Raw genomic sequence first — 20,216 nt, 5'->3', positions numbered from 1 at the left:
ACCGTCCCGTCCGCGTGCGCATGGCCCCGAGCCCCACCGGCAGCCCGCACGTCGGCCTGGTCCGCACCGCGCTCTACAACTGGGCCTTCGCGCGCCACCACGGCGGCACCTTCGTCTTCCGCATCGAGGACACCGACACCGCCCGCAACACCCAGGAGTCCTACGACGCCCTCGTCGACCTCTTCCACTGGCTCGGCCTGGGCTGGGACGAGGGTCCCGAGGTCGGCGGCGACCACGGGCCCTACCTGCAGTCGCAGCGCGGTCATCTCTACGTCGACGCCCTGGCCCGGCTGGCCGAGGCCGGGCACACCTACCGCTGCTTCTGCACCACCGAGGAGATCGACGCGCGCCGCAAGGCGTCGGGCTCGAAGATCCTGGGCTACGACCGCTTCTGCCGCGACCTGACCGCCGAGCAGGTCGCGGCCTTCGAGGCCGAGGGCCGCTCGGCCGTCGTGCGCTTCAAGATGCCCGACGGCGAGATCGCCTTCGACGACCTCGTGCGCGGCACGATCACGTTCCACTCCGACCACGTGCCCGACTACGCGCTGGCCCGGGCCAACGGCGACCCGCTCTACACGCTGGTCAACCCCGTCGACGACGCGCTCATGGAGATCACCCACGTGCTGCGCGGCGAGGACCTGCTCTCCAGCACCCCGCGCCAGATCGCGCTCTACGCCGCCCTGGCCGACGTCGGCATCGGCTCGGGCGCGCCGTACTTCGGCCACCTGCCCTACGTCATGGGCCAGGGCAACAAGAAGCTCAGCAAGCGCGACCCCGAGGCCAACGCCCTGGGCTACCGCGAGGCCGGCTTCCTGCCCGAGGGCCTGCTCAACTACGTCGCCCTCCTCGGCTGGGCGATCGCCGCCGACCGTGACGTCTTCACGCTGGAGGAGATGGTCGAGGCCTTCGAGATCGGCGACGTCAACCCCAACCCCGCCCGCTTCGACCTCAAGAAGGCCGACGCGATCAACAGCTCCCACATGCGGCTGCTCTCCACCGAGGACATCGCCCACCGCGCGCTGCCCTTCCTCAAGGCCGCCGGCGTCGTGTCCGACCCGGTGGGCGACGCCGACGCGCAGCTGCTCGAGCTGGCGATGCCGCTGGTCGCCGAGCGCATCAACAAGCTCACCGAGGCCGTCGACATGCTCGGGTTCCTCTTCGTCGAGGAGGCCGACTTCACCCGCGACCCCGCCGACGTCGAGAAGCTGGTGGCCACCGACGACGGCCGCGCGGTCGTCCAGGCCTCCCACGACGCCCTGGCCGGCCTGGAGCAGTGGTCGACGGCCGCCATCCAGGAGGCGCTGCAGACGCGCCTGGTCGACGAGATGGGCCTCAAGCCCCGCCACGCCTTCGGGCCGGTGCGCGTCGCGGTGACCGGCCGCAGGGTCTCCCCGCCGCTCTTCGAGAGCCTCGAGCTGCTCGGCCGCGAGCGCGGCCTGGCCCGCCTGGAGGGGGCGCTGGGCGCGTGAGCGACCACGCCCCCGTCCGTACGCCGGAGCCGTTGGAGTACCAGCGGCTGCTGCGCGCCGGCCGGCCGGGGGCGTGGCGCCCCCTCGTCGGCGTGGTGGCCCTGGTGGCCCTCGTGCTGCTGGCCCAGGTGGTCGTCGTCTCGGTGCTCAGCGTCTACCTGCTGCTCACCGGCGTCGACGGCGCCGAGGCCTCGCGACGGCTGTCGGGCGCCGACGAGGTCACCCCGGTCTTCCTCGCCGTGGTCAACCTCGGGTGGGCCGCGGCGATCCCCGCGGCATGGCTGGTGCTGTGGAGCGTGCACCGGCTGCGGCCGGGCTGGCTGGCCTCGGTGCGACCGCGCATCCGGTGGCGCTGGTTCGCCACCTGCCTGGGGCTGGCGCTGCTGGCACTGGTGGCGACCCTGGTGGTCTCGGCCGTGCTGCCCGCCCAGGGCGGGAGCACGCAGGTCGGCGGGCAGGTCAACGACTTCTCGCGCACCACCCGCGACTTCCTGCTGGTGATCGTGCTGCTGACCCCGCTGCAGGCGGCGGGGGAGGAGTACGCGTTCCGCGGCTACCTGACCCAGGTCTGCGGCGGGCTCGTGCGCCAGCGCTGGGTCGCCGTCGTCGTGCCGGCGCTGCTGTTCGCCCTGGCCCACGGGCTGGGCCAGGACCTGCCGATCTTCTTCGACCGCTTCGCCTTCGGCCTGGTCGCGGGCGCCCTGGTGGTGCTCACCGGCGGGCTCGAGGCGGGCATCGCGATGCACGTGCTCAACAACTTCTTCGCCTACGGCCTGGCCCTGGCCTTCGGCGACATGACCTCCGCGCTCAACCCCACCGGCGGGAGCTGGTGGAGCATCCCCGTGACGCTCACGCAGTCGCTGGTCTTCCTCGCGCTGACCCTCGCCGTGGCCCGCCGGCAGGGCGTCGAGCGGGTCTCCGGACGCCTCGACTTGGTCGGCTCCAGACGTCCCGTGTAATGTTTTGTCCGGCCCGGAGACGGGCCGAGCAGCAGGTCCGACGAGCTCGGGTCGACTGCGATTGGGATATGGTGTAATTGGCAACACGACTGGTTCTGGTCCAGTTATTCTAGGTTCGAGTCCTAGTATCCCAGCTGACAACCGGCAGGATCGCGGCCGCGAGGCCGCGATTTTGTGCGAGACGGGAGCTTCGGCTAACGTTCCGCGAGTTGTCAGGGAGACGCCGCGAGGCAGATCCCAGCAGCACCGCAAGGCCCCCGTTGTGTAGCGGCCTAGCACGCCGCCCTCTCACGGCGGTAGCGCCGGTTCGAATCCGGTCGGGGGTACAAGCAGACGAAGGCCCGGCTCCTCGGAGCCGGACCTTCGTCGTTCCCGGACGGGTCCGTCCGAGGTGCCCTCAGGCGCAGAGCCCGGCGGCCGCGGCCTCCTCGGCGTCCTGCTCCGAGCCCCCGCCGCCGTCGACCGGGTCGGCTGCGGAGATGGCGCCCCCGCGGAACTCGCGGCCCAGCGACTCGTCGGCCTTGATCCGCTTCCACAGCGCGTCGGCCTCCGCGGTCCAGACCAGACGGTTGGGATCGGGCTCGTAGGCCTCGAACGGCACGCTGATGAAGCGGATCTTGGTCAGGCCGGTGTCGCGGAACTGGCGGGCCAGCTGGGTCAGGTCGCGCAGGCTGTCGATCTGGTCGTCGACCTCGATGGAGTCGGTGGCGGCCTTGAGGAACTGGTAGACCCGGTCGACGCGGGTGAGGGTGCCGGCGGAGAAGACCTTGTTGACCATGGAGGCGATGAAGGCCTGCTGGCGCTTCATCCGGCCGATGTCGCCGGTCGACGACAGCACCGTGCGCTCACGCACGTAGTTGAGGGCCTGCTGGCCCTCGAGCTCCTGGACGCCGGCGTCGAAGTAGATGTCGTGCTCGGGGTCGTCGACGTCCTTCGGGATGCAGACCTCGACCCCGTCGACCGCGTCGACCATGTCCTTGAAGCCGTTGAAGTCGAGGACCACGAAGTGGTCGATGTAGATGCCCGTGAGCTGCTCGACGGTCTGCACGGTGCACAGCGGGCCGCCCACGGCGAAGGCGGTGTTGAACATCGCCGCCTCGGCGCCGGGGATCTCCTCGCCGTCGACGCGGCACGCGGGGCGGTCCACGATCGCGTCGCGGGGCAGGCTCACGCCGTAGGCCTCCTGGCGGTCGGCCGAGACGTGCACCAGGATCGTGGTGTCGGCGCGCTGGCCGCCGCCGGTGAGCCCGTCGATGTCGTTGCCCTCGCCGTCGCGGTTGTCGGAGCCCATCACCAGGATGTTGAGCGGCTCCAGCGGGGCGTCGTCGGCGACGTCCTCCTTCTCCACGACGTGGGGGATGGCGCTGCCGGCGGCGATGTTGTCGTCGAGGCGCTGGTAGGCCAGGGTCACCGCGGCGGCGGTGAGCAGGGCCAGGCACAGCTGGGTGGTCAGCACGACCCGCAGCACCGTGCGCCGGTGGCGACGCGCCATCGTGCGGTGGCCCCCTCCAGCGGCTGCGGCGCCGGTGCGGGTGCGGCGCGGGCGGCGACGCCGCCCGCGACGCGGCGCCGTCTGCGAGGGCGCCTCGGCCGCGGGGTTGGAGCCCGCGGGCGGTGTCGTGTCGTGATTCACCCCACCATCGTCGCAGGCCCCTGCACGGGAGGGCTCCCGCCGTGTCCGATTCCCGCCGGTCCGGCCACCGGGCATCGGCCATGATGGGCACGTGACCCCGCCCAGCGACCTCGACCCCGCGTCCTGCTACGGCGCGGTGAAGTCACGCGACCGCCGCTTCGACGGGATGTTCTGGACCGCGGTGCGCACCACCGGCATCTACTGCCGTCCCTCCTGCCCCGCCCGCACCCCGGCGCCCGGCAACGTCACCTTCCACCGCAGCGCGGCCTCGGCCCAGGCCGCCGGCTACCGCGCCTGCAAGCGGTGCCTGCCCGACGCCGTGCCGGGCAGCCCGCAGTGGGACGTCGCCGCCGACGTCGCCGGGCGGGCCATGCGGCTGATCTCCGACGGCGTCGTCGACAGGGAGGGCGTCGAGGGTCTCGCCGCCCGCCTGGGCTACACCCCGCGCCACCTGACCCGTCTGCTCACCGCCGAGCTCGGCGCGGGCCCGCTGGCCCTCGCCCGGGCACGACGGGCGCAGACCGCGCGGGTGCTGGTGGAGACCACCGACCTCGGGCTGGCCGACGTCGCCTTCGCCGCCGGTTTCTCCAGCGTGCGGCAGTTCAACGACACGGTGCGCGCGGTCTACGCCGCGACCCCGTCGCAGCTGCGCGGTGCGGGCCGACGTGCCGGCGGCGCGGGCCGCGCGGGAGACCTGGGCGGGGCGGGCGGCGTGGAGAGCGGGGACCCGTCCGGCTCGCAGGGCGCGGACGACCCGGTGGCCCTCGCGGTCGTCGGGCTGCGGCTCGCCGTACGCACGCCCTTCGCGGGCCAGGCGCTGCTGGCCTTCCTGGCCTACCACCTCGTGCCGGGCGTCGAGGTCTCCGGGCCGGGGTGGTACGCCCGCACGCTCGACCTGCCCCACGGGCACGGCACGCTGCGCCTCGACCTCGACCCGGCCCTCGACGCCGCGCCGGCGGGGGAGACCGTGCTCGTGCCGGTGACCCTCGCCCTCAGCGACCTGCGCGACACCACCGCCGCCCTCGAGCGGGCCCGCCGGCTCGTCGACGCCGACTGCGACCCGCTGCCGGTCGCCGAGCACCTGGCCGGGGACCCCGTGCTGGGCCCCCTGGTGCGGGCCACGCCGGGTCTGCGGGTGCCCGGGCAGGTGGACGGCCCGGAGACCGCGATCCGCACCGTGATCGGCCAGCAGGTCAGCGTGACCGGCGCGCGCACCGTCACCGGCCGCGTCGTGGCCGAGCACGGACGCGTCGTGCGCACCTCGACCCCGGGGCTGACCCACCTCTTCCCCAGCTCCGCGGCGCTCGCCGCCGCCGACCCCGAGACGCTCCCGATGCCGCGCGCCCGCGGCCGGGCCCTCGTCGCCCTCGCCGGCGCCCTGGCCTCGGGCCACCTCGCGCTCGACCGCGGCACGGCGCGGGCGGAGGTCTGGAAGGCGATGGTGGCGCTGCCCGGCATCGGTCCCTGGACCGCCGACTACGTCGCCATGCGCGCCCTGGGCGACCCCGACGTCTTCCTGCCCACCGACCTCGGCGTCCGCAACGCGCTGCGGCGTCTGGGCCACGACCCGGTCGCCACGATCGAGGCGGCCGACCGGTGGCGGCCCTGGCGCTCCTACGCGCTGATGTACCTGTGGGACACCCTCATGCCGCCGGCCGCGCCCGCCCCTCCGGCGGACGCCCGGGCCGGAGCCGTCACCACGAGCGCCACGAGCCCGGCCGTGAGCCCGGCCGTGAGCCCCGCCGCGAGCCCCGCCAAGAGCACCACCCTGAGCGACACCACGACCACCGAGGAGCCCTGAGATGTGGACCGAGACCGACACCCCGGTCGGGCCGCTGCGCCTGGTCGAGACCGACGGCGCGCTGAGCGCGATCGAGTTCGCCCCGTGGAGCGACGCCCTCGGCCACGACCGCGGGGAGCGCGACGACGACCACCCGGTCCTCGCGGCGACCGTCGCGCAGCTCTCGGCGTACTTCGCCGGCCGGCTGACCGCCTTCGACCTCCCGCTCGCCCCGGTGGGCAGCGACTTCCAGCAGCGGGTGTGGGCCGCGCTGCGCGAGATCGGCTTCGGCGAGACCGCGTCGTACGGTCAGGTCGCCCACCGGCTGGGCATGACCAACGCCGCCTCGCGCGCGGTCGGACTGGCCAACGGGCGCAACCCGATCCCCATCGTCATCCCGTGCCACCGCGTGATCGGCGCCGACGGCAGCCTCACCGGCTACGCCGGCGGCCTCGAGCGCAAGCAGCTCCTCCTGGGCCTCGAGCGGCCCGGCCTGTTCTGAGCCACTCGCGCCCGACCCGCACGCCCCACCCGCCACACCGGTCGGCCCGGACCCGCACTCGTCGGCCCACGCGCGGGCCGACAGGTGCGGGTTTCGCCAGCCGGCCGGTGAAACCCGCGAGCGGCGCGGGGACCGGCGCGGCACGCCCCGCAGACCCCATGCGTCACACCGGTCGGCCCGGACCCGCACTTGTCGGCCCACGTGCGGGCCGACAGGTGCGGGTCTCGCCAGCCGGCTGGTGAAACCCGCAGCAGGTCAGGCCGACTCGGCCGCAGCCCGCCGCAGCGACTCGGAGAGCCGCTCGGCGGCGGCGAGGACGGCGGGGGCGTGCATGCGGCCGGGCTGGCGGGAGAGCCGCTCGAGGGGGCCGGAGACGGAGACGGCGGCGATGATCTTGCCGCTGGGGGAGCGCACGGGCGCGGAGACCGAGGCGACGCCCTGCTCGCGCTCGCCGACCGACTGGGCCCAGCCGCGGCGCCGGATGCCGGAGAGGGCGGCGGCGGAGTAGGCGGCGTTCTGCAGGCCGCGGTGCATCCGCTCGGGGTCCTCCCAGGCCAGCAGCACCTGGGCGGCCGAGCCGGCGCGCATCGTGAGCTGCGAGCCGACGGGGATGGTGTCGCGCAGGCCGGAGGGACGCTCGGCGGCGGCCACGCACACGCGGTGCTCGCCCTGGCGGCGCCACAGCTGGGCCGACTCCCCGGTGATGTCGCGCAGCCGCGCGAGCACGGGGCCCGCGGTGGCCAGCAGGCGGTCCTCGCCGGCGGCGGCCGAGAGCTCGGCCAGACGCGGTCCCAGCACGAAGCGGCCCTGCATGTCGCGGGCCACCAGCCGGTGGTGCTCGAGGGCCACGGCGAGGCGGTGCGCCGTGGGCCGCGCGAGTCCTGTGGCCGTGACGAGGCCGGCCAGGGTGGCCGGCCCGGCCTCGAGAGCGGTCAGGACGATGGCGGCCTTGTCGAGCACGCCCACTCCGCTGGTGTCCATATGGCAATACTCGCGTCTCAGATCATGGGATGCAACCTCCCGGCGCCAAGTCGGCGCTGTGACCTGGCCGACACCGTGGACGGGCGTGCCGCGCCCCGGCGGACCCGATGCCGCCTGCGTCTCGCATGCCAAGACCCGAGTCTCACACAATGGGACGCGCGTCGTACGCTGGTCCTCCCGCCGGCGACGCCTGTCGCCGTGCCGCACCGCACTGCAGTCGTCACGAGGGAGTGAGCCATGGGTGCCACCCGCACCGCCAGGACGTTGGCCGAGAAGGTCTGGGACGAGCACGTCGTCCGCTCGACCGAGGGGGAGCCCGACCTCCTCTTCATCGACCTCCACCTCATCCACGAGGTGACCTCCCCGCAGGCCTTCGACGGGCTCCGCCTCGCCGGCCGCCAGGTCCGTCGCCCCGACCTGACCCTGGCCACCGAGGACCACAACGTCCCGACCGTCGACTGGGACAAGCCGATCGCCGACCCGGTCTCCAAGACCCAGGTCGACACGCTGCGCCGCAACGCCGAGGAGTTCGGGGTGCGGCTGCACCCCCTCGGCGACATCGAGCAGGGCATCGTGCACGTCGTGGGCCCGCAGCTGGGCCTGACCCAGCCCGGCATGACCATCGTGTGCGGCGACTCCCACACCAGCACCCACGGCGCCTTCGGGGCGATCGCCTTCGGCATCGGCACCTCGGAGGTCGAGCACGTGCTGGCCACCCAGACGCTCATGCAGGCCAAGCCCAAGACCATGGCGGTCACGATCAACGGCAGCCTCCCCGCGGGCGTCACCGCCAAGGACATGGTGCTGACCCTCATCGCGCACACCGGCACCGGCGGCGGCCAGGGCTACATCGTGGAGTACCGCGGCCAGGCCATCGAGGAGCTCTCGATGGAGGGCCGGATGACGGTGTGCAACATGAGCATCGAGTGGGGCGCCAAGGCCGGTCTCATCGCCCCCGACCAGACCACGTTCGACTACATCGAGGGCCGTCCCGAGGCGCCGAAGGGCGAGGACTGGGACGCCGCGGTCGCCCACTGGAAGACCCTCGTCACCGACGACGACGCGGAGTACGACAAGGAGATCGTCCTCGACGCCGCGGAGATGACGCCCTTCGTCACCTGGGGCACCAACCCCGGCCAGGGCGTCCCGCTCGGCTCGGCGGTGCCCGACCCGGCGTCCTACGACGACGAGTCCGACCGCGTCGCGGCCCAGAAGGCCCTGGAGTACATGGGCCTCGAGGCCGGCACCCCGATGCGCGAGGTCAAGGTCGACACCGTCTTCGTCGGCTCCTGCACCAACGGCCGCATCGAGGACCTGCGCCTGGCCGCCGAGATCATCAAGGGCCGCACGGTCGACCCCGACACCCGGCTGCTGGTCGTGCCGGGCTCGGTGCGGGTGCGCCTGCAGGCCGAGCAGGAGGGCCTCGACGTCGTCTTCAAGGACGCCGGCGCCGAGTGGCGCGGCGCAGGCTGCTCGATGTGCCTGGGCATGAACCCCGACACCCTGCAGCCCGGCGAGCGCAGCGCGTCGACCTCCAACCGCAACTTCGAGGGCCGGCAGGGCAAGGGCGGGCGCACCCACCTGGTGTCGGTGCCCGTCGCCGCCGCGACCGCGGTGCGCGGCACCCTGTCCTCGCCCGCCGACCTCGCCTGACGCCGACCTCGCCCGACCTGAAAGGCCTCCGATGGACAAGTTCACCCAGCACACCGGCGTCGGCGTGCCGCTGCGCCGCAGCAACGTCGACACCGACCAGATCATCCCCGCGGTCTACCTCAAGCGCGTGACGCGCTCGGGCTTCGAGGACGGGCTGTTCTCCGCGTGGCGCAACGACCCCGACTTCGTGCTCAACGACCCGGCCTACGCCGGTTGCTCGGTGCTCGTCGCCGGCCCCGACTTCGGCACCGGCTCCTCGCGCGAGCACGCCGTGTGGGCGCTGCAGAACTACGGCTTCAAGGCCGTGGTCTCCTCCCGCTTCGCCGACATCTTCCGCGGCAACTCCGGCAAGGCGGGCCTGCTGGCCGCGCAGGTCGACGAGAAGGTCGTCCAGAAGCTCTGGGACCTGCTCGAGGCCCAGCCCGGCGCCACCGTCACCGTCGACCTCGAGTCGCGCACCGTGCGCGCCGGTGAGGGTCCCGACGCGATCGAGGACTCCTTCGACATCGACGACTACACCCGCTGGCGCCTGCTCGAGGGCCTCGACGACATCGGCATCACCCTCGGGCACGCCGACGACATCACGGCCTACGAGCAGACCCGCCCCCGCTGGAAGCCCGCCACCCTCCACGCCTGAGCCCGACCGGGCACCACCGCCGCGACCCCGTCCGCACCCGCGGGCGGGGTCGCGCGCGTCAGGGGCGTACGGCGACCTGCGCGCACCAGGTCTCGAAGCCGATCCGGCGGGCCGTCGCCAGCGAGGCGGCGTTGTCGTCGCGGCTGCTCCACCGGGCGTGGCCGTGGTGGCGCACCGCCCACGACGCCGCGTGGCACCCGACCCGCTCGGCGAGACCGCGCCCGCGGTGCGCCGGCGCCACCAGCACGCCGACGTCGAGCGGTGCGCCGTCCACCGGCCGGAGGTTGGCCGCCGCGACGACCCGGCCCTCGACGACGAGACCCCACGCCAGGGCGGGGCGGTCGGCCCAGCCCGACTCCTCCCACTCGGCGGCCGGCACCGTGGTGCGCAGCTGCTCGCGCTGCGCGGCGTCCAGCGCCACGACCCCGTCCCCAGCCCCGTCTCCGTCCGCCGGCCCGTCGCCGACCCGCCCGCCCCGGGCGAGGGGGTCGGTGTCGAGGTAGGCGTGGGTCGCGGGCCCCACCAGCCGCAGACCACGCTCGGCCGCGAAGCGGCGCCAGAAGGCGACGTCCTGCAGCTCGGGGATCTCGCAGCCGGCGAGCATGCCGGCGTCGACCGCCGGGGCGTCGGCGGGGGAGGAGACGTGGACGCCCTCGCCGCGCCAGGCGACGTACCAGCCCGGGTAGTCGCCGAGCCGGCGGTGGGTGCGCACCGTGAGGTCGCACCACAGGTCCTCCTCGTCGACGCCGAAGACGCGGGCGTAGGAGCGGTCGACGGCGGCGGCGGTGGCGGGGTGCACCCGTCTCACCCTAGGCAGCGGTCACTCACCCCAGTGAGCGGGACCATTCGTCCGGGTCGCGACACACCATGGAAGGGAGACAGACGTCACCCACGAAAGGCACACGTCGTGACCACGATCCCCAGCAACGGCATCACCCTCGAGTACTCCGACACCGGCGGCACCGGCCGCCCGGTCGTCCTCATCCACGGGTGGCCCCTCAGCGGCGCCTCGTGGTCGGAGCAGGTGCCCGCGCTCACCGACGCCGGCTACCGCGTCGTCACCTACGACCGGCGCGGCTTCGGCGACTCCGACAAGCCGGGCGAGGGCTACGACTACGACACCTTCGCCGCCGACCTCAAGGGTCTGCTCGACGGCCTCGACCTCTCCGACGTCACCCTCGTCGGCTTCTCGATGGGCGGCGGCGAGATCGCCCGCTACCTCGGCACCTACGGCGACGAGCGCGTCCACTCGGCCGTCTTCGCCGCCGCGGTCCCGCCCTACCTGCTCAAGACCGACGACAACCCCGACGGCGGCCTGCCCGAGGAGGCCGTGCAGGAGATGCAGCAGGGGGCCCGCGACGACCGCGAGAACTTCCTCGACGGCTTCACCACCGACTTCTTCTCCGTCGACGGCACCCTCAAGGTGACCGAGGAGCAGCGCCAGGAGGCGCTCGCCCTCGAGACCAAGGCCGAGGACAAGGCGCTGGTCGACTGCATCGGCGCCTTCGGCCGCACCGACTTCCGCGCCGACCTGGCCAAGGTGAAGGTGCCGACCCTGGTCATCCACGGCTCCGGTGACGCCACCGTGCCCTTCGAGGTCTCCGGCAAGCGCACCGCCGAGGCCGTCGACGGAGCCGAGCTGGTCGTCGTCGATGACGCCCCGCACGGCTTCAACGTCAGCCACGCCGCCGAGTTCAACAAGGCCGTGCTGGACTTCCTGGCCCGCTGAGCCTGCCCGCACCACGACGGCCCTCCCGCAGCCGCGGGAGGGCCGTCGTCGCGTGCGCCGACGGCGGCCGCGCGGCTCAGCCGGCGGCGAGGCCCCACCGGTGGGCGGCGACCGAGGTCGCCGGGCCGACGCCGAGGCCGAGCGCGACGGCGAGGTCGTCGAGGTCGTCGACGTCGCGGCGCAGGGTGACCAGGTCGCCGCGCACCTCCAGCGCCCCCGCCGCGAGGTGGGCCTCTCGCGACCCCTCGCCGTAGGACGGGGCGAAGTCGGCGTGGGGGGCGGTGTAGAGCGTGGTGCCGACGCCGTCGGCGTCGGCCACGAACGACGCCCCGCCGGGCACGAGCGCCCCCAGGGCGGCGTCGAGGTCGCCGGGGCGCAGGGCGGGCAGGTCGGCGCACAGCGCCACGGGCTCGAGGTCGGGCCAGCGACGGCGCGCCTCGGCCGCCGTCAGGCGCAGCGTGGCGTTGAGGTCGCTGGTGGTGCCGTCGGGGATCGCCGCGCAGCCCAGCCGCGCCAACGCGTGGGAGAGCCGGACGTCGTCGGTGGCCACGAGCACCCTCGCGACCCGCGCCGCCGCCACGCACGCGCGTGCGGTGTCGAGCGCGAAGGCCTCCGCCAGCTCGCGGCGGCCCTCGTCGCTGACGCCGAGCAGGCGCGACTTGCCCACGGCCGGGGGCTTCGCGGGCAGCAGGACGGCGTGGACCGCAGGAGGGACGGACATCGCCCCCATCCTCCCAGCAGCCCTGGCGCGTCCGGGGCCCACCTGCGGTGTGGCCGAGGTCACCGGCGAGTAATGTGCGCCTGTGAGTGTCGTCCGCAAGCACGCCCGTCCGCCGGGGGGAGCCTGGAGGTTCGCGGTGGCCGTCGTGAAGCCGGCCCTGCTCGCCACGACCCGCCGCGACTGGCGCGGCGGTGAGCGGATCCCCGCCGAGGGCGGCTGCCTGCTGGTGCTCAACCACATCTCCCACGTCGACCCGCTGACCGCGGCCCACCTGGTGCACGACCACGGCCGGGTCCCGCGCTACCTCGCCAAGTCGGGCCTGTTCCGTGTCCGCTTCGTGGGTCGGATCATGCGGGCCACGGGCCAGATCCCCGTCGAGCGGCTCAGCCGGGAGGCCGTCGGCGCCTACGCCGCGGCCGTGCGCGCGGTCGAGCAGGGCGAGGTCGTGGTCGTCTACCCCGAGGGCACGATCACCCGCGACCCCGGGCTGTGGCCGATGACCGGCAAGACCGGCGCGGCCCGGATCGCGCTGGCCACCGGGTGCCCGGTCGTGCCCGTGGGCCAGTGGGGGGCCCAGGAGATCCTGGCGCCCTACTCCCACCGGCCCCACCTCGTGCCCCGCAAGCGGGTCACGATGCTCGTGGGGGAGCCGGTCGACCTCGCCGACCTCGTCGCCCAGGGCGCGACCCCCGAGGCCGTCGCCCGCGCGACCGAGCGGATCATGGACGCCCTCACCCACCTCGTGGAGGAGGTCCGCGGCGAGCGGGCCCCCGACGTACGGTTCGACCTGCGCCGCGCCCGCGCGGACCACCCCCACCGGAAGGACTCCGCATGACCCTCGGCTCCAGCTCCGGCAAGGTCGCCGTGCTCGGCGCCGGCTCGTGGGGCACGTCGTTCTCCATCGTCCTCGCCGACGCCGGCAACGACGTGACGGTGTGGGCGCGTCGCGAGGAGGTCGCGGAGTCGATCAACGAGAGCCGGGAGAACGTCGACTACCTCCCCGGTGTGGAGCTGCCCGCGGGCATCGGCGCGACCCACGACGTCGAGAAGGCGCTGCACGGCGCCGACGTGGTCGTGCTGGCCACGCCCTCGCAGACCCTGCGGGCCAACCTCGCGACCTGGGCGCCCTACGTCGAGGACGACGCGGTGCTGGTGTCGCTGATGAAGGGCGTCGAGCTCGGCACCCTCAACCGGATGAGCGAGGTGATCGCGCAGGAGACCGGCGCCGGCCCCGAGCGGATCGCGGTGATCAGCGGGCCCAACCTGGCCAAGGAGATCGCGCGGCGCGAGCCGGCCGCCTCCGTGGTGGCCTGCGCCGACGAGTCGGTGGCCAAGCGGCTGCAGCAGCGCTGCCACTCACCGGCCTTCCGCCCCTACACCTCGGTCGACGTCGTCGGCTGCGAGCTGGGCGGGGCCTACAAGAACGTGATCGGCCTGGCCGTCGGGATGGCGGTCGGCCTCGGCTTCGGCGACAACACCACGGCCTCCCTCATCACCCGCGGGCTGGCCGAGACCGCGCGCCTGGCCACGCGCCTCGGTGCCAACCCGCTCACGCTCATGGGGCTGGCCGGCCTCGGCGACCTCGTCGCCACCTGCTCCTCGCCGCTCTCGCGCAACCGCACCTTCGGGGAGAAGCTCGGCCAGGGCATGACGGTGGAGGAGATCTACGCCTCGACCCGCCAGGTCGCCGAGGGCGCGAAGTCCTGCTCCTCGCTGCGCGCGCTGGCGGCCAGCCACGGGGTCGACGCCCCGATCGCCGAGCACGTCGACGACGTCGTGGCCGGCCGGCTGACCACGCAGGAGATGATGAACTCCTTCATCGCCCGCGACACCAAGGCCGAGACCGACTGACTGCTGCCCGGCCCGGGCGGTCGTCGTCCGGGCCCGGCCGGGCGTCGTCTCAGCCCAGGTCGTCCAGGGCCCGGCGCAGGTCGGCCCAGAGGTCCTCGACGTCCTCGATGCCCACGGAGAGCCGCACCAGGGCGTCGGGCACGCTGGCGGGCTCCGACTTCCAGCGACGACGGCGCTCGAAGGTCGACTCCACCCCGCCGAGGCTGGTGGTGTGCACCCACAGCGAGGTCTTGCGGGTCAGCAGGTCGGCGGCGAGGGCACCCTGGGCGAGCACGATGGACACGATGCCGCCGAAGCCGGGGTAGCGCACCTCGCCGACCGCGGGGTGCTCCCGCAGCCGTCGGGCCAGCTCCCCCGCGTTGGCCTGGGCCCGCTCCACGCGCAGGTGCAGGGTGCGCAGGCCGCGCAGGGCGAGGTAGGCCTCGAGGGTGCCGGGCACGGCGCCGAGCAGGTCGCGGCGGCCTTTGAGCACGCCGAGGAGCTCGTCGTCGGCGGTGACGATCGCTCCCATGAGCGCGTCGCTGTGCCCGGCGAGGTACTTGGTCGCCGAGTGGACCACCAGGTCGGCGCCCAGGCGCAGCGGCTGCTGCAGCAAGGGGGTGGCGAAGGTGTTGTCGACGACGACGTAGGCGCCGGCCTCGTGGGCCGCGGCGGCGATCGTCTCGATGTCGGCGACCTCGAGGGAGGGGTTGGTCGGCGACTCCAGCCACACCAGTGCCGCGTCGTCGCAGGCGGCCACGCAGGCCGCGGTGTCGGTGACGTCGACCAGGTCGGTGACCACGCGCCCGCGTGCCTCGAGGTCGGCCAGCTGGAGGATCGTGCCGTTGTAGGCGGTGCGGGGGGCCACGACCTTCGCGCCCTGCCCGACCAGGTCGAGCACGGTGGCGACGGCGGCCAGGCCCGAGGAGAACGACAGCGCCCGGCCGCCCTCGAGCGCGCCCAGGGCCTCCTCGAAGGCCTGCCAGGTCGGGTTGCCCCAGCGGCCGTACTCCCGGTCCCCGCCGGCGACGAAGGTCGATGCCATCGTGATCGGGGTGTTGAGCGGCTGGTCGGCCTCCCGCGGCGGGCGACCGGCCGTCACGGCGACGGTGGAGGGGCGGAGCTCGGCGGGCTGGGGGTGGTCGGCCATGACGTCCAGACTAGGGTCACGCGACATGACGTCGAAGGTCGGGACCGCGCCCGGAGCAGCCCTGTGATCGCCCTGTCGCTGGCCGAGGTGGCCGCGGTGGTCGGCGGGGAGGTCGTGCTCCCCGCCGGCGCCGGCGGCACGACCGGCGCCGAGCCGGGGGCGGTGGCCGGGGCGGGGACCACCGTGACCGGCCCCGTGGTCATCGACGGTCGCGAGGCCGGTCCGGGCAGCCTCTTCGTCGCCTTCGTGGGCGAGCGCTCCGACGGTCACGACCACGCCGCGCAGGCCGGCGAGGCCGGCGCGGTGGCGGTGCTGGGCAGCCGTCCGACGCCGCTGCCGACCGTGGTCGTGCCCGATGCGCGCGAGGCGCTGCAGCGCCTCGCCTCCCACGTCGTGGAGCAGGTCCGCCGCGCGGGCGGTCTCACCGTCGTCGGCATCACCGGCTCGCAGGGCAAGACCTCGACCAAGGACCTGCTCGGCGCCGTGCTGGCCCACGCCGCCCCGACGGTGGCCACGCGCGGGTCGTTCAACAACGAGCTGGGCATGCCGCTGACCGCGCTGCGCGTCGAGCCCGGCACCCGCTACCTGGTGCTCGAGCTCGGCGCCCGCGGGCGCGGCCACATCGCCGAGCTCACCGCCCTGGTGCGCCCCGACGTCGCCGTCGTGCTCAACGTCGGCCAGGCCCACCTCGGCGAGTTCGGCTCGCGCGAGGCCATCGCCGAGGCCAAGGGCGAGCTGGTCGAGGCCCTCACCGCCGAGGGCACCGCCGTGCTCAACGCCGACGACCACCGCGTCGCCGCGATGGCCTCCCGCACGCGGGGCGCGGTGGTGAGCTTCGGCGAGGCCGAGGGCGCCGACGTACGGGTCGGGGGGCTGCGGCTCGACCGGCTCGGCCGGCCCTCCTTCACCCTCGCCACCGCGCAGGGCGACGTGCCCGTCACGCTGCGGCTCGTCGGCGCCCACCAGGCGCTCAACGCCGCCGCCGCGGCCGCGGCCGCGCTCGCGGCCGGCGTCACCCCCGCCCAGGTCGGCGAGGCCCTCGACGCCGTCGAGACCCTCTCGCAGTGGCGCATGGAGCTCACCGAGCGCGCCGACGGCGTCGTGGTGCTCAACGACTCCTACAACGCCAACCCCGAGTCGATGCGGGCCGCCGTCGACGCCCTGGTCTCCCTCGGTGCCGACCCCGCCGTGCGGCGCACCGTCGCGGTGCTGGGGGAGATGCGCGAGCTGGGGGAGGCCGCGCCCGAGGAGCACCGCGCCGTCGGCTCCTACGCCGCGCAGCGCGGCGTCGACGTCGTGGTCGTGGTGGGTGCCTCCGCGCAGGGGATCGCCGACGGCGCCGGGCAGCATGCGGTCCTGCTGCCCGACAACGCCGCGGCCGTCACGTGGCTGCGCGAGCACGTCGCCGAAGGTGACGCCGTTCTCCTCAAGGCCTCCCGCGGGGCGCGCCTCGACGAGGTGGCCGCGAGCCTTCAGTAGGGTCGCGGACCATGACCGAGACCCCTCCCCGGAAGGTCCGGGTGGCCCTCGTCTTCGGCGGCCGCTCCGGCGAGCACGCGATCTCGGCGGCCACCGCCGCCGGGGTGATGAGGGCGATCGACCGCGACACCTACGACGTGCTGCCCGTCGGGATCACCCGCGAGGGGCAGTGGGTGCTGGCCCCCGACGACCCCGCGCGCTGGGAGCTCGCCGCCGGCCGGCTGCCCGAGGTCACCACCGACGCCGGGCCGGCACTGGCCAGCCTCGGCGAGGCCGGCCCGGTCGACGTGGTCTTCCCGCTGCTGCACGGGCCCTACGGCGAGGACGGCACCATCCAGGGCCTGCTCGAGCTCGCCGGCGTGCGCTACGTCGGAGCCGGTGTGCTGGCCTCCGCGGTGGGCATGGACAAGCACTACATGAAGCTGGTCTTCGCCGGCCACGGCCTGCCCGTGGGGCCCTACGTCGTGGTGCTGCCGCGTGCGTGGGAGCAGGACCCCTCCGCGGTGGTCGACCGGGTCCAGGCCGAGCTGCGGTTCCCGGTCTACGTCAAGCCCGCCCGGGCCGGCTCCTCGCTCGGCGTGACGCGCGTCGAGGACCTCACCGGGCTGGCCGACGCCATCGAGGAGGCGCGCGCCCACGACCCCAAGGTCCTGGTCGAGCAGGCGCTGGTCGGTCGCGAGATCGAGTGCGCGGTGCTCGGCGGACGCGCCGGGGGCCCGACCCGCGCGTCGGTGCCGGGGGAGATCGTGGTCGACCACGACGCCGCCGACTTCTACGACTTCGAGGCCAAGTACCTCTCCGACTCCCAGGCCCGCACCCAGGCCCCGGCCGACCTGCCCGACGACGTCGCCGAGCGGGTGCGCGCCCTGGCCGTGCAGGCCTTCGAGGCCATCGGGGGCGAGGGGCTCTCGCGCGTCGACGTCTTCGTGGCCCCCGACGGCGACGTCGTGATCAACGAGATCAACACGATGCCCGGCTTCACCCCCATCTCGATGTACTCCAAGATGTGGGAGGCCTCGGGCCTGGCCTACACCGACCTCGTCGGGGAGCTCATCCAGCTCGCCCTCGAGCGCCCGGTCGGCCTGCGCTGAGGCCCGGCCCGGGCGTCAGGGGCTCGAGGCTCGAGCCCGGCGTCCGGGCTCAGCCCGCGACGACGCCGCGCAGCAGGTCGCGGGCGACCTCGCCCAGCGAGGTGCCGCTGTGGGTGCAGGCGTAGGGCATCACCGAGGTCTCGGTCATGCCGGGGGTGATCGCGGTCTCGAGCACGACGAAGGAGCCGTCGGGCTCGACGATGAAGTCGGAACGGGAGACCCCGCTGAGGCCGAGCACGCGGTGGGCCTCCACGGCGGTGCGGCCGATCTCGGCGACCTGCTCGTCGGTGAAGGGCGCGCGGGAGAGCGAGACGTACTCCGCGGTGTAGCGGGCGCTGAAGTCGAACTCGTGGCCCTTCTCGTACTCCACCCACACCGGCATGAGCGCCTCGAGCCCGCCGGGGCGCTCCACGCAGACGACGCTGACGTCGACGCCGTGGTGGAAGCGCTCGATGAGCGCGTCGTCGCAGTAGGCGTAGCTGCCCACGAGGGCCGAGGGCAGTGCCCCCATGCCGTCGACGCCGGTGACGCCGAGCGCGCTGCCGCAGCGGGTGGGCTTGACCACCACCCGGTCGCCGAGGCGGGTCATGACGTGCTCCATGAGCGCGTTGGCGCCGATGTCGCGGAAGGTCTGGGCCGAGAGGCCGACGCTCTGCGGCACCGGGATGCCGGCCCGGCGCATCAGCTCACGGGCGGTGCCCTTGTCCCAGGCCACGCGGCAGGCGTTGCTGGAGGAGCCGACGTAGGGCAGGCCGAGGAGCTCCAGCAGGGTCTGGATCTCCCCGTCCTCCCCGAACTGCCCGTGGAGCACGGGGAAGGCGGCCGCGACCTTGTCACGCTCCAAGGCGTGCATCAGGTTGCGGTCGAAGTCGTAGGCGTGCGCCTCGACGCCTTGGGCGCGCAGCTCGCGCACCAGGTTGCGGCCACTGGCCAGGGAGACGTCGCGCTCGTGGCTGAGGCCGCCGGCGATGACGGCGACGGGGCCCGGGAAGTCCTCGCTCATGGCACGAGGGTCCCACACCGCCCGGTCGCCGGCGGCGGGTGCCGCCGTCCCGGACACGACGGACGCCCCGTGCCGTCGGGGGCGCGGGGCGTCGGTCGTGCGGTCGGTGCCCCGCCGGTGCGGGGCGGAGGCGGCTGCCTCAGATGTGCACGACGGGGCAGGTGAGGGTGCGGGTGATCCCCTCGAGGGTCTGCACCTTGGCCACCACGAGCTTGCCGAGCTCGTCGACGTTGCGCGCCTCGGCGCGGACGATGACGTCGTAGGGCCCGGTGACGTCCTCGGCGAGGGTCACACCCTTGACCTGCGCGATGGCCGTGGCCACCTCGGCGGCCTTGCCGACGTCGGTCTGGATGAGGATGTACGCCTGGACGACCATGGTGGTTCTCCCTCTACAGCGACTCTGCTGGTCGGTGGATCTGCTCACGCAGACGATTCGCGGTCAACCTACCGCCCCCACCGCCGCGCCGGGTACCCGACCGTCACCGGTCCGCGCCACGGTCCCCGCGTCTGCTGGGATGGGGCCATGACACCCCCGTCGTCCCTCCCCCCGTCCGGCCCGTCGTCCCAGCCGTCGTTCCCGCCCGGGGCCACGCTGGCCGACGCCGGCGAGTTCGGCCTGATCGAGGAGCTCGTACGCCGCTTCCCGCAGGGCGAGCACGTCCTGGTGGGCCCGGGCGACGACGCCGCCGTGCTGCGGGTGCGCACCGGGCACGTCGTGGTCTCGACCGACCTCATGGTCGAGGGGCGCCACTTCCGCCGCGAGTGGGCCTCGGCCGCCGACACCGGCCACCGCGCCGCGGCGCAGAACATCTCCGACGTCAACGCCATGGGCGGGCGCGTCACCTCGCTCACGATCGGCCTGGCGGCCCCGGCCGACCTGGAGGTCGCCTGGGCGCTCGACTTCGCCCAGGGGTTCGCCGACGAGTGCGCGCTGGTCGGGGCCAGCGTCGTGGGCGGCGACCTGACCCGCGCCGACCAGGTCGTCGTGGCGGTCACCGTCATGGGGGTCTGCACGGTCGCGCCGGTGCTGCGCTCCGGCGCCCGTCCCGGCGACGTCCTGGCGCTCGCGGGACGCCAGGGCTGGGCCGCGGGCGGCCTGGCCGTGCTGGGTCGCGGCTTCCGCTCGCCGCGGGTGCTCGTGGAGGCCTACCGCCGCCCCGAGCCGCCCTACGACGCCGGTCCGGCCGCCGCCGACGCCGGGGCGACGGCGATGATCGACGTCTCCGACGGCCTGCTGGCCGAGGCCGGGCACCTGGCCCGGGCCTCCGGGGTGGCCGTCGACGTGCGGCGCGCCGCGCTCGACCTGGCCGAGCCGCTCCAAGCCGTGGGTGCCGCGCTGGGCGCCGACCCGCTCTCCTTCGTGCTCGGCGGCGGTGACGACCACGCGCTGCTGGCGACCTTCCCGGCGGGCGCGGACCTGCCGGAGGGCTTCACGCCCATCGGCACGGTGGGGGAGGGCTCCGGCGTGACCCTCGACGGCGCCGCCTACGACGGACCGACCGGGTGGACCCACTTCTGAGGCCCCGGTCCTCTGGGGCCCCGGAGAACGACGAAGGGGCCGTCACCGCGAGGTGACGGCCCCTGTCGAGGCGTGGGTGC

19 protein-coding genes and 2 tRNA genes are annotated in these 20,216 nt (G+C 74.4%); 14 read left to right on the top strand and 7 right to left on the bottom strand.

Annotated elements, in window-relative coordinates:
- The first annotated feature begins 20 nt into the window (after positions 1-20).
- The 4 genes from gltX to M3673_RS03230 all read left to right on the top strand — a co-directional run bounded on the left by gltX (position 21) and on the right by M3673_RS03230 (position 2,754).
- Positions 21-1,469 (top strand): glutamate--tRNA ligase, encoded by a 1,449-nt coding sequence (gene gltX / locus M3673_RS03245; RefSeq protein ID WP_251532770.1) that lies wholly within the window; start codon positions 21-23, stop codon positions 1,467-1,469.
- Positions 1,466-2,428 carry a CPBP family intramembrane glutamic endopeptidase gene (locus tag M3673_RS03240; protein WP_251531460.1) on the top strand — a complete coding sequence of 321 codons (963 nt, stop codon included), beginning with the start codon at positions 1,466-1,468 and terminating at the stop codon, positions 2,426-2,428. Before gltX ends, M3673_RS03240 begins: the two co-directional genes overlap by 4 nt.
- A 62-nt stretch (positions 2,429-2,490) precedes the next feature.
- A tRNA-Gln gene (locus M3673_RS03235) sits at positions 2,491-2,562 on the top strand.
- 119 nt (positions 2,563-2,681) lie between these two features.
- A tRNA-Glu gene (locus tag M3673_RS03230) sits at positions 2,682-2,754 on the top strand.
- A 71-nt stretch (positions 2,755-2,825) separates the two neighbouring features.
- Here the strand turns inward: M3673_RS03230 and M3673_RS03225 are convergent.
- Positions 2,826-4,061 (bottom strand): LCP family protein, encoded by a 1,236-nt coding sequence (locus tag M3673_RS03225; protein ID WP_251531458.1) that lies wholly within the window; start codon positions 4,059-4,061, stop codon positions 2,826-2,828.
- A 91-nt stretch (positions 4,062-4,152) separates the two neighbouring features.
- On the opposite strand from M3673_RS03225, the gene M3673_RS03220 reads away from it, so the two are divergent.
- Positions 4,153-5,862 carry an AlkA N-terminal domain-containing protein gene (locus tag M3673_RS03220; protein ID WP_251531455.1) on the top strand — a complete coding sequence of 570 codons (1,710 nt, stop codon included), beginning with the start codon at positions 4,153-4,155 and terminating at the stop codon, positions 5,860-5,862.
- Position 5,863: 1 nt separating this feature from the next.
- Complete coding sequence (locus tag M3673_RS03215) at positions 5,864-6,343, top strand: methylated-DNA--[protein]-cysteine S-methyltransferase (RefSeq protein WP_193665055.1); 480 nt, start codon at positions 5,864-5,866, stop codon at positions 6,341-6,343.
- Between the two features lie 255 nt (positions 6,344-6,598).
- On the opposite strand, the gene M3673_RS03210 is transcribed toward M3673_RS03215, so the two are convergent.
- Complete coding sequence (locus tag M3673_RS03210) at positions 6,599-7,324, bottom strand: IclR family transcriptional regulator (protein WP_056862335.1); 726 nt, start codon at positions 7,322-7,324, stop codon at positions 6,599-6,601.
- 237 nt (positions 7,325-7,561) lie between these two features.
- Here M3673_RS03210 and leuC point away from each other — a divergent pair, with 237 nt between their 5' ends.
- Complete coding sequence (leuC, locus tag M3673_RS03205) at positions 7,562-8,977, top strand: 3-isopropylmalate dehydratase large subunit (protein WP_056862336.1); 1,416 nt, start codon at positions 7,562-7,564, stop codon at positions 8,975-8,977.
- 31 nt (positions 8,978-9,008) lie between these two features.
- A complete protein-coding gene (gene leuD / locus M3673_RS03200; RefSeq protein ID WP_056862337.1) occupies positions 9,009-9,614 on the top strand; it encodes a 3-isopropylmalate dehydratase small subunit in 606 nt (201 codons plus the stop codon).
- A gap of 58 nt (positions 9,615-9,672) precedes the next feature.
- On the opposite strand, the gene M3673_RS03195 is transcribed toward leuD, so the two are convergent.
- Entirely contained in the window at positions 9,673-10,413 is a 741-nt protein-coding gene (locus tag M3673_RS03195; protein ID WP_251531451.1) for a GNAT family N-acetyltransferase, read from the bottom strand.
- Between the two features lie 108 nt (positions 10,414-10,521).
- Between M3673_RS03195 and M3673_RS03190 the strand changes: the two genes are divergently transcribed.
- Positions 10,522-11,343 carry an alpha/beta hydrolase gene (locus M3673_RS03190; protein WP_308196084.1) on the top strand — a complete coding sequence of 274 codons (822 nt, stop codon included), beginning with the start codon at positions 10,522-10,524 and terminating at the stop codon, positions 11,341-11,343.
- A 76-nt stretch (positions 11,344-11,419) separates the two neighbouring features.
- On the opposite strand, the gene cofC is transcribed toward M3673_RS03190, so the two are convergent.
- Positions 11,420-12,064 (bottom strand): 2-phospho-L-lactate guanylyltransferase, encoded by a 645-nt coding sequence (cofC, locus tag M3673_RS03185; RefSeq protein WP_251531448.1) that lies wholly within the window; start codon positions 12,062-12,064, stop codon positions 11,420-11,422.
- A gap of 82 nt (positions 12,065-12,146) precedes the next feature.
- On the opposite strand from cofC, the gene M3673_RS03180 reads away from it, so the two are divergent.
- The gene (locus M3673_RS03180; protein WP_056862340.1) at positions 12,147-12,899 is read left to right on the top strand and encodes a 1-acyl-sn-glycerol-3-phosphate acyltransferase; all 753 of its coding nucleotides are present in this window, start codon (positions 12,147-12,149) and stop codon (positions 12,897-12,899) included.
- Positions 12,896-13,915: an NAD(P)H-dependent glycerol-3-phosphate dehydrogenase gene (locus M3673_RS03175; RefSeq protein ID WP_056862341.1), complete on the top strand. Its 1,020-nt coding sequence runs from the start codon at positions 12,896-12,898 to the stop codon at positions 13,913-13,915. Before M3673_RS03180 ends, M3673_RS03175 begins: the two co-directional genes overlap by 4 nt.
- A gap of 49 nt (positions 13,916-13,964) precedes the next feature.
- Here the strand turns inward: M3673_RS03175 and M3673_RS03170 are convergent, their stop codons facing one another.
- Positions 13,965-15,044, bottom strand: a complete 1,080-nt coding sequence (locus tag M3673_RS03170; protein WP_251531445.1) for a PLP-dependent aspartate aminotransferase family protein — start codon at positions 15,042-15,044, stop codon at positions 13,965-13,967.
- Positions 15,045-15,107: 63 nt separating this feature from the next.
- Here M3673_RS03170 and murF point away from each other — a divergent pair, with 63 nt between their 5' ends.
- Together murF and M3673_RS03160 are read left to right on the top strand one after the other, a co-directional pair.
- Positions 15,108-16,523 carry a UDP-N-acetylmuramoyl-tripeptide--D-alanyl-D-alanine ligase gene (gene murF / locus M3673_RS03165; RefSeq protein WP_251531443.1) on the top strand — a complete coding sequence of 472 codons (1,416 nt, stop codon included), beginning with the start codon at positions 15,108-15,110 and terminating at the stop codon, positions 16,521-16,523.
- An 11-nt stretch (positions 16,524-16,534) separates the two neighbouring features.
- Positions 16,535-17,614: a D-alanine--D-alanine ligase family protein gene (locus tag M3673_RS03160; protein WP_251531431.1), complete on the top strand. Its 1,080-nt coding sequence runs from the start codon at positions 16,535-16,537 to the stop codon at positions 17,612-17,614.
- A 49-nt stretch (positions 17,615-17,663) separates the two neighbouring features.
- Here M3673_RS03160 and M3673_RS03155 read toward each other — a convergent pair whose 3' ends face one another.
- Both M3673_RS03155 and M3673_RS03150 read right to left on the bottom strand, forming a co-directional pair.
- Positions 17,664-18,617: a D-alanine--D-alanine ligase gene (locus M3673_RS03155; protein WP_251531429.1), complete on the bottom strand. Its 954-nt coding sequence runs from the start codon at positions 18,615-18,617 to the stop codon at positions 17,664-17,666.
- A 139-nt stretch (positions 18,618-18,756) separates the two neighbouring features.
- Positions 18,757-18,993, bottom strand: a complete 237-nt coding sequence (locus M3673_RS03150; RefSeq protein ID WP_056862346.1) for an Lrp/AsnC family transcriptional regulator — start codon at positions 18,991-18,993, stop codon at positions 18,757-18,759.
- Positions 18,994-19,140: 147 nt separating this feature from the next.
- Here M3673_RS03150 and M3673_RS03145 point away from each other — a divergent pair, with 147 nt between their 5' ends.
- Positions 19,141-20,136: a thiamine-phosphate kinase gene (locus M3673_RS03145; RefSeq protein WP_251531427.1), complete on the top strand. Its 996-nt coding sequence runs from the start codon at positions 19,141-19,143 to the stop codon at positions 20,134-20,136.
- Positions 20,137-20,216: the final 80 nt, after the last annotated feature.

This window comes from Nocardioides sp. P86 (assembly GCF_023712465.1).
GTDB lineage: Bacteria > Actinomycetota > Actinomycetes > Propionibacteriales > Nocardioidaceae > Nocardioides > Nocardioides kribbensis.
Note: the sequence above shows the minus strand (reverse complement) of the source record. Positions and strands in the feature narration are given on the sequence as shown.

Coding starts and splice junctions, on each gene's coding strand:
- leuD (WP_056862337.1), top strand. CDS start 9,009: ATGGACAAGTTCACCCAGCACACCGGCGTCGGCGTGCCGCTGCGCCGC.
- M3673_RS03155 (WP_251531429.1), bottom strand. CDS start 18,617: ATGAGCGAGGACTTCCCGGGCCCCGTCGCCGTCATCGCCGGCGGCCTC.
- M3673_RS03150 (WP_056862346.1), bottom strand. CDS start 18,993: ATGGTCGTCCAGGCGTACATCCTCATCCAGACCGACGTCGGCAAGGCC.
- cofC (WP_251531448.1), bottom strand. CDS start 12,064: ATGTCCGTCCCTCCTGCGGTCCACGCCGTCCTGCTGCCCGCGAAGCCC.
- M3673_RS03210 (WP_056862335.1), bottom strand. CDS start 7,324: ATGGACACCAGCGGAGTGGGCGTGCTCGACAAGGCCGCCATCGTCCTG.
- leuC (WP_056862336.1), top strand. CDS start 7,562: ATGGGTGCCACCCGCACCGCCAGGACGTTGGCCGAGAAGGTCTGGGAC.
- M3673_RS03215 (WP_193665055.1), top strand. CDS start 5,864: ATGTGGACCGAGACCGACACCCCGGTCGGGCCGCTGCGCCTGGTCGAG.
- M3673_RS03175 (WP_056862341.1), top strand. CDS start 12,896: ATGACCCTCGGCTCCAGCTCCGGCAAGGTCGCCGTGCTCGGCGCCGGC.
- M3673_RS03170 (WP_251531445.1), bottom strand. CDS start 15,044: ATGGCCGACCACCCCCAGCCCGCCGAGCTCCGCCCCTCCACCGTCGCC.
- M3673_RS03145 (WP_251531427.1), top strand. CDS start 19,141: ATGACACCCCCGTCGTCCCTCCCCCCGTCCGGCCCGTCGTCCCAGCCG.
- gltX (WP_251532770.1), top strand. CDS start 21: ATGGCCCCGAGCCCCACCGGCAGCCCGCACGTCGGCCTGGTCCGCACC.
- M3673_RS03160 (WP_251531431.1), top strand. CDS start 16,535: ATGACCGAGACCCCTCCCCGGAAGGTCCGGGTGGCCCTCGTCTTCGGC.